Source organism: uncultured Sphingomonas sp., from assembly GCF_964244235.1.
Classification (GTDB): domain Bacteria; phylum Pseudomonadota; class Alphaproteobacteria; order Sphingomonadales; family Sphingomonadaceae; genus Sphingomonas.
The window spans coordinates 1-7,409 of the sequence record NZ_CAXTII010000109.1; the positions used below are offsets into that span (position 1 = coordinate 1).

A 7,409-nucleotide genomic window follows, 5' to 3' on the forward strand; every position below is an offset into this window, starting at 1 on the left:
GGCATCGCCGCGATCATCGCGGTCAACGACGGTCGCGCCTCGGTCGCGGTCGGCGTAAGCAAGGATCTGATCGCCAGCTACGACGCCGTCGACCTGCTGCGGCGCGCCGTCGCCGTCCTCGGCGGGCAGGGCGGTGGAGGGCGGCCGGATATGGCACAGGGCGGCGGCCCCGACGGCGCAAAGGCATCGGACGCCATCCAGGCGATCCGCGACGCGCTGGTAGAAGGGGCAACTGAGGCATGAGACGCGCACTGTGCCTTGCGGTAGCCGTCATGGGGCTGACCGGGGAAGCGATCGCTGGGCAAACCCAGCCGCAATCTCAATCGCGAGGCGCTGACATTGTCGTAACGGGCCAGCGCCCTTCGACCAAGGCAGATATCCGCCATCTGACCAGTCAGGTGATGGCGATCGGGGATGCGACCGAGGCCGTTGCGCGGTTCGACGGACCCGTATGTCCGACCGCGATCGGCATGGCGCATGAATTCGACGACCGCGTCGCTAGGCGGATCGCCGACGATGCGCGCGAAGCCGGGATCGCGGTCGGCAATGACGGTTGCCGTCCCAATATCACGATCGTGTTCATCGAAAACGGCCAGGCGCTGGTCCGGGAGATCCGCCGTTCGCACGCCGATTTGTTCGGCGACATGGAGCCCCGCGCGATCAAACGGCTTGCAGACGATCCTGGGCCGATCCACAGTTGGACGATAACCGAAACGACCAGCCGGGACGGCGACAAGCTGCGCGTCGGCACCACAACCGGTGTTCGCGCACCGGAACTGCAGGTACGAAGCGCTTCGATTATCGCACTGACCACCAAACGCAACATCCTCGCGACGATCCTGATCGTCGACATCCCGGCGGCAATTGGCAAGGGACTCGATCAGATCGCGGATTATGCCACGATGCGCACACTTGCGCAGACGCGTAGTCCGATGAGTGACAAGGCCGCGGGCGATACGATCCTGCGGTTGTTTCAGCAGGGCGACCGTCTACCGCCGCCCGGTCTTACGCTCTTCGATCGCAACTATCTACGTGCGCTGTATCTGGGACAGGGCACCGAAGCGCCGTTTGCGAAGGCGAGTGAAATTGCGGACCGGATCAACAAGGCGCTTTCCGGCTCGCTTCCGCGCCCGCGATGATATCCAGCCGCCGCCCGGTACGACGGGGCGGCGGCTATTGCATCACTTCCTGGCAGCGCCGCCGATCGCGGCATTCAGCTGAGCGGCGGTCATGCCGATCAGCAATCCCTTGGGCCCACTCGAAAAGCCTGCGACCGGCAACTTCGCCTCGCCGCCCGTCGAAGTCGTAAGTGTGACATATTGCGCATCCGCGACCTTGATCGTGCCGACCTGAGTCGCGCCATCGCTGCCGTAGACCGCCGCGCCCGCGACAAGTTGCGACTTCAGGGCGGCATTGGCCTGATCCTGCTGCTGGACGAAGGCCGCGTCGAGCTGGGCCTTCGTCATTGCCATCGTCGGGCCTTTCGCACCCGAGCCGACCGATGCGGGCGGCACCGCCACGTCGTGCGCGCCGGTCGAAATCACGATCGCATCCGCGGTCACGCTACTGATCGTACCGACGACGCCGCCCGCGGAATCATATACCGTCGCGCCGATGGTGGCTGCCGCCGGTTGTGGCGCCGTCTGTGCCGTGGCGACGGTAGCGGATGCCGCCATGAGGCCGGCGATCGCGATCGTATGGAATATCTTCGTCACAAGTTTCTCCCGATCTGTGCCCGTAACGAACGTGACAGCATTGTTGGGGTTCCCCGCCCAAGGCAGGACGTGCGTCGTATCTGACGAAGGTGCCGGGGAGGCACCATGCCCCGATCATCATGCCGGAACCAGTCCGGTGACCCCAATGCTCAGGCCCAGCTACCCATCTCGGTCTCGAGATTTGCCCGAACCTGCTCGAAGAACTGCTCGGTCGTCATCCATGGCTGGTCGGGACCGATCAGGATCGCGAGGTCCTTGGTCATGTGCCCGTCCTCGACGGTTTGGACGCAGACTCGTTCCAGCGTTTCGGCGAATTTCACGACGTCCGGCGTATCGTCGAACCTGCCGCGATATTTCAGGCCGCCGGTCCACGCGAAAATCGAGGCTATCGGGTTGGTCGATGTCGCCTTGCCCTGCTGGTGCATGCGGTAATGGCGCGTGACGGTGCCATGCGCGGCTTCTGCCTCGACGGTGTTGCCGTCCGGGGTCAGTAGCACCGATGTCATGAGGCCGAGCGAACCGAAACCCTGCGCGACCTGATCGGATTGCACGTCGCCATCGTAGTTCTTGCACGCCCAGACGAACTCGCCGCTCCATTTCAGTGCGGAGGCGACCATGTCGTCGATCAGGCGATGCTCGTAGACGATATTGGCTTCCTCGAACTTGTCCTTGAATTCGGCTTCGAATATCTCGGCAAACAAATCCTTGAACCGGCCATCATAGGCTTTCAGGATCGTGTTCTTCGTCGATAGATAGACGGGCCATTTCAGGTTCAGACCGTAATGCATCGACGCGCGCGCGAAATCGCGGATCGAGTCGTCGAGATTGTACATCGCGAGCGCGACGCCCGCCGACGGGAACTGAAACACCTCGCGGTCGATGACCTGACCGTCATCGCCCTCGAACACCAGGCGCAGCTTGCCGGGGCCGGGGACGAGGAAGTCGGTCGCTCGGTACTGGTCGCCGAACGCGTGACGGCCGACGACGATCGGGTGAGTCCAGCCGGGGATCAGGCGGGGGACGTTCTTGATGACGATCGGTTCGCGGAAGATGGTCCCGCCAAGGATGTTGCGGATCGTGCCGTTGGGCGACTTCCACATCTTCTTCAGGCCGAATTCCTCGACACGCTGCTCGTCGGGGGTGATCGTCGCGCACTTCACCGCGACGCCGTATCTCTGCGTCGCCCGCGCGCTGTCGACCGTCACCTTGTCGTCGGTCTCGTCGCGATATTCGATGCCGAGGTCGTAATAATCGAGCTCGATGTCGAGGTACGGCTTGATCAGGCGCTCGCGGATCCATTCCCAGATGATCCGCGTCATCTCGTCGCCATCGATCTCGACGACGGGCGTCTTCACCTTGATCTTCGCCATATGCTCTTCCTTGGGGAGGGGGATTTGGCCTGCGTCTAAGCAGAAGGCGGACGCGGATCAACCGCGACGGATCGCGGCCCGGTCGCTTCGACGTTGTCAGGCGAGGGTCGCGGGGATAGACCCCGCGGGATGTCATCGCTCGAAACGCCGCCGCCCGGTTCCGTCATCGCTCCCGAAGCCGTCAAATGGCGTTTCCCGGCCGTCCATCCGGAAGGACGCAAATATGTCCTGATCGCCGCCGGGCTGACGCTGATCGCCACGATGGTCAGCCATGTGCTGTTCTGGCCGTTCGTCGGTTTGTGCGTCTGGGTCGCGGCGTTTTTCCGCGACCCGGTACGAACCACCCCGCAGGGGGACGACCTGATCGTCGCGCCGGCGGACGGACTGGTGACGATGATCCAGCGAGTGCCGGTCCCGCGCGAACTGGTCGGCGAACTCGGCGAAGCACCGATGGTTCGCGTGTCGATTTTCATGTCCGTGTTCGACGTGCACATCAATCGTACGCCGATCGCCGGGACGGTTCGCCAGGTCGTGTATATCTCGGGCAAATTCCTGAATGCCGATCTCGACAAGGCATCGGAAGAGAATGAACGTCAGCATATCGTCGTCGAAGGGCGAAACGGGCGCAGGATCGGTTTCACGCAGATCGCCGGGCTGGTTGCGCGCCGGATCGTCGGGTTCGTGAAGCCTGGCGACATGGTCGCCGGCGGTCAGCGCATCGGTCTCATCCGCTTCGGCAGCCGACTCGACGTCTTCCTGCCAGACGACGTGACGCCGCAGGTTATGCTCGGCCAGCGTTCGATCGCCGGCGAGACGGTGATCGGACGCGTCGGGGGCATGCCGGTGCACGGCGTCGCGCAATAACGATCGCGTGATGATCGAACCGCGTCTGCCCCGCCTGCCGCGCCTTCGCCGTCCCACGCGAGGCCTACCGTTGCGTGCGGTGGCACCCAACGCCGTGACGGCACTCGCATTGTGTTCGGGTTTGAGCGGCGTGCGGTTCGCGATCGGCGGGGAATGGCAATCGGCGGTCGCGATGGTGATGGTGGCCGGTGTGCTGGACGGCATCGACGGTCGGATCGCCCGATTGCTGCATGGCGAAAGTCGGTTCGGTGCGGAACTCGACTCGCTGTCGGATGCGATCTCGTTCGGCGTCGCGCCTGCGCTGATCCTGTATCTCTGGTCGCTGGCGACGTTGCCGCGCTTCGGCTGGACCTGCGCGCTTGTTTTCGCTGTGTTCTGCGCGTTACGGCTGGCACGATTCAATGCGAAGATCGACGAAACCGAGCAGCCTCACAAATCCGCCGGTTTCCTGACCGGGGTACCTGCGCCCGCTGGCGCGGCCCTTGCGTTGCTGCCGATGCTGTTGTGGTTCTGGACCGACGAGCCGTTTTTGGCGTCGCCCTATCTCGTAGCTCCATGGGTCGCAACGATCGCACTGCTGATGGTCTCGAGTATAGCGACCTATTCGTGGAGTTCGGTACGTCTGCGCCGCAATATCCGGTTCGAGGCGCTGGCACTGGTTGTATTCCTGGGTGCCGCGCTGGTGTCTGCGCCCTGGGACACGCTCGGCGTTCTGACTACCGCCTATCTGGTCTCGATCCCGTTCAGCGCATACCAATATGCACGGATCAGGCGGCGGCGCGCAGGTGCCGGATCGGGGCGGGGATCGGCGCCAACGCCCAGCGCCTGACGGCGATCCGACGTTCGGCATGGACGAGCGACGACAAGGGGGCGAACGCCGTCTCGGGGTGGCCAGCCGCCAGCCGAAGGATCCGACGCCATTGTGGCGCAACGGTCGCTCCCATCACCACCGAAGCGGTGGCGAACGCGCCCGAGAAAACCATAACGCTGATAACCGCCTGCATGCTCGCCTCCCGTCAGCTTCGCCAACGCCTTCAATCATTAACCACAACACCCGGCGCGATGCTCCGTTCCATCATCGCGGCTTGACGCGCGATGACGGCACCGAATTTGCGGCGAATGTTGCTTGAAGCACGTTACGAGCCCTGTATGTTCCCTTATCGTTCCGACTGTCAAGCGCTGATGTTCCGTCGTCGTGCATGACATCCGCAAGCATTGCGTTTTCCGCCGACCATCGGTATGGCGCGCCCCTTAACCCCGCATGGGAAGCATCATAGCCCGGTGCGCGCGGTCGCGATTTCCGTGACCAATCGTCATCCGCTTCCCAGAGGCATAACCGGAAGGATTTATCCCTATGGCGGCACCTGTCGTCTCCATGCAGCAGCTCATCGAAACGGGCGCGCATTTCGGCCACCAGACGCATCGGTGGAATCCCAAGATGAAGCCGTATATCTTCGGCGATCGTAACGGCGTCCATATCCTCGATCTGTCGCAGACCGTGCCGCTGTTCGCGCGCGCGCTCGAATTCGTCAGCCAGTCGGTCGCCAGTGGCGGCAAGGTTCTGTTCGTCGGCACCAAGCGTCAGGCGCAGGAGCCCGTTGCGGATGCCGCGCGCCGTTCGGGTCAGCATTTCGTCAACCATCGCTGGCTGGGCGGGATGCTCACCAATTGGCGCACGATCAGCAACTCGATCAAGCGGATGAAGACGCTCGAGGAAATGCTGTCGGGCGACACCGTCGGCCTGACCAAGAAGGAAGTGCTTCAGCTGACGCGCGAACGTGACAAGCTGGAACTGAGCCTGGGCGGTATTCGCGATATGGGCGGCGTGCCCGACGTGATGTTCGTGATCGACGCGAACAAGGAAGAACTGGCGATCAAGGAAGCGAACACGCTGGGTATCCCGGTCGTGGCCATCCTGGATTCGAACGTCTCGCCCGACGGCATCGCCTTCCCCGTGCCCGCAAACGACGACGCCAGCCGTGCGCTTCGTCTGTATTGCGAAGCGATCGCGATCGCTGCGACGCGTGGCGGACAGGAGCAGCAGCGCCGGTCCGGCGCGGATGTCGGCGCGATGGCAGAGCCGCCGCGCGAGGAATCGATCTCGGCCGAGCCGGTGATCGACGCCAGCGCGGATACGACCGATGCCGCGGCGAATGCGGACATCGCGGCCGAGTTTGCGGTCGAAGGCGAGCGCCAGATCGACGCGTAAACCGTCATCGAGCTTTCATGCGGGCGGGGCAGGGCGATCGTGCCCGGCCTCGCCCGCAATCATATTGAACACAAGAGGATGAAAGACATGGCCGATATCACGGCAGCGATGGTCAAGGACCTGCGCGAGAAGAGCGGCGCGGGAATGATGGATTGCAAGAAGGCGCTGAACGAGACCGCGGGCGACATGGATGCCGCGATGGACTGGTTGCGCACCAAGGGCCTAGCCGCCGCCGCGAAGAAGTCGAGCCGGACCGCGGCCGAAGGTCTGGTGGGCATCGCGGTCAGCGGCACCAAGGGTGCGGCGGTCGAGGTGAATTCGGAAACCGATTTCGTCGCGAAGAACGACCAGTTCCAGCAGTTCGTGCGCGAAGTCACGCAGATCGCACTGGCGACCGGCGACGATATCGATGCGCTGAAGGCCGAAGCGATGCCGTCGGGCACCACCGTCGACGAGGTGCTGACGAACAATATCGCAACGATCGGCGAGAACCAGTCGCTGCGCCGCGCCAGGCGGCTCGAAGTCAGCACGGGTGCGGTCGTGCCCTATGTCCACAACGCGGCATCGCCGGGCCTCGGCAAGATCGGCGTGCTGGTAGCGCTGGAATCGGACGCGTCCGACGAGGTTCTCCAGGGGCTCGGCAAGCAGCTGGCGATGCACATCGCCGCCGCTTTCCCACAGGCGCTGAACGAGGCCGATCTGGATCCGGAACTGATCGAGCGCGAACGCGCTATCGCCGCGGAAAAGGCTGGCGAATCGGGCAAGCCCGCGGAGATCATCGCCAAGATGGTCGATGGCGCGATCGCCAAATACCGCAAGGAGAATGCGCTGGTCAGTCAGCTGTTCGTCATGGACGGCAAGACGAAGATCAGTGACGTCGTGGCGAAGGCAGGCAAGGAGGCCGGCGCGACGATCGTGCTGAAGGACTATGTCCGCTTCCAGCTTGGTGAGGGTATCGAAAAGGAAGCGTCGGATTTCGCTGCCGAGGTCGCGGCGGTATCGGGCGTACCGCAGCCGACGGCGTAAATATCCTCCCCGTTCACGGGGAGGGGGATCGTCCGCGAAGCGGATGGTGGAGGGGGCTTACCACGCGCACATCGCTCGTGGTGGGCCCCCTCCGTCAGCCTGACGGCTGCCGCCTCCCCTTGCGGGCAGGGGAATCGCATATGGAAATTTGATCGAAAAGGGATTCTGAAGGTGCCTCTTGAGCGGGAGGTGCTGATGGCAGCGTTTGCGAATTACTTTGGCGAG

8 protein-coding genes are annotated in these 7,409 nt (G+C 63.6%); 6 read left to right on the plus strand and 2 right to left on the minus strand.

Annotated elements, in window-relative coordinates; translation table 11 throughout:
• Together ACFE7D_RS13415 and ACFE7D_RS13420 are read left to right on the plus strand one after the other, a co-directional pair.
• On the plus strand, positions 1-243 hold a 243-nt coding region (locus ACFE7D_RS13415), incomplete at its 5' end, for a DHHA1 domain-containing protein (protein WP_375395917.1).
• Entirely contained in the window at positions 240-1,139 is a 900-nt protein-coding gene (locus tag ACFE7D_RS13420; protein ID WP_375395918.1) for a hypothetical protein, read from the plus strand. The genes ACFE7D_RS13415 and ACFE7D_RS13420, both read left to right, overlap by 4 nt.
• Before the next feature lie 42 nt (positions 1,140-1,181).
• Here the strand turns inward: ACFE7D_RS13420 and ACFE7D_RS13425 are convergent, their stop codons facing one another.
• The gene (locus ACFE7D_RS13425) at positions 1,182-1,715 is read right to left on the minus strand and encodes a hypothetical protein (RefSeq protein ID WP_375395919.1); all 534 of its coding nucleotides are present in this window, start codon (positions 1,713-1,715) and stop codon (positions 1,182-1,184) included.
• A gap of 149 nt (positions 1,716-1,864) precedes the next feature.
• Entirely contained in the window at positions 1,865-3,085 is a 1,221-nt protein-coding gene (locus ACFE7D_RS13430) for an NADP-dependent isocitrate dehydrogenase (RefSeq protein WP_375395920.1), read from the minus strand.
• 129 nt (positions 3,086-3,214) lie between these two features.
• On the opposite strand from ACFE7D_RS13430, the gene ACFE7D_RS13435 reads away from it, so the two are divergent.
• From ACFE7D_RS13435 to tsf, 4 genes are all read left to right on the plus strand, one after another.
• Positions 3,215-3,949, plus strand: a complete 735-nt coding sequence (locus tag ACFE7D_RS13435) for a phosphatidylserine decarboxylase (RefSeq protein ID WP_375395921.1) — start codon at positions 3,215-3,217, stop codon at positions 3,947-3,949.
• 10 nt (positions 3,950-3,959) lie between these two features.
• Positions 3,960-4,778: a CDP-diacylglycerol--serine O-phosphatidyltransferase gene (gene pssA, locus ACFE7D_RS13440; protein WP_375395922.1), complete on the plus strand. Its 819-nt coding sequence runs from the start codon at positions 3,960-3,962 to the stop codon at positions 4,776-4,778.
• Positions 4,779-5,303: 525 nt separating this feature from the next.
• Positions 5,304-6,158, plus strand: a complete 855-nt coding sequence (gene rpsB / locus ACFE7D_RS13445) for a 30S ribosomal protein S2 (protein WP_375395923.1) — start codon at positions 5,304-5,306, stop codon at positions 6,156-6,158.
• Between the two features lie 87 nt (positions 6,159-6,245).
• The gene (gene tsf, locus ACFE7D_RS13450) at positions 6,246-7,184 is read left to right on the plus strand and encodes a translation elongation factor Ts (RefSeq protein WP_375395924.1); all 939 of its coding nucleotides are present in this window, start codon (positions 6,246-6,248) and stop codon (positions 7,182-7,184) included.
• The last annotated feature ends 225 nt before the right edge of the window (positions 7,185-7,409 follow it).

Excerpts from the sequence above, each read along its gene's own strand:
- pssA (WP_375395922.1), top strand. The coding sequence starts at position 3,960 with ATGATCGAACCGCGTCTGCCCCGCCTGCCGCGCCTTCGCCGTCCCACG.
- rpsB (WP_375395923.1), top strand. The coding sequence starts at position 5,304 with ATGGCGGCACCTGTCGTCTCCATGCAGCAGCTCATCGAAACGGGCGCG.
- ACFE7D_RS13435 (WP_375395921.1), top strand. The coding sequence starts at position 3,215 with ATGTCATCGCTCGAAACGCCGCCGCCCGGTTCCGTCATCGCTCCCGAA.
- tsf (WP_375395924.1), top strand. The coding sequence starts at position 6,246 with ATGGCCGATATCACGGCAGCGATGGTCAAGGACCTGCGCGAGAAGAGC.
- ACFE7D_RS13430 (WP_375395920.1), bottom strand. The coding sequence starts at position 3,085 with ATGGCGAAGATCAAGGTGAAGACGCCCGTCGTCGAGATCGATGGCGAC.
- ACFE7D_RS13420 (WP_375395918.1), top strand. The coding sequence starts at position 240 with ATGAGACGCGCACTGTGCCTTGCGGTAGCCGTCATGGGGCTGACCGGG.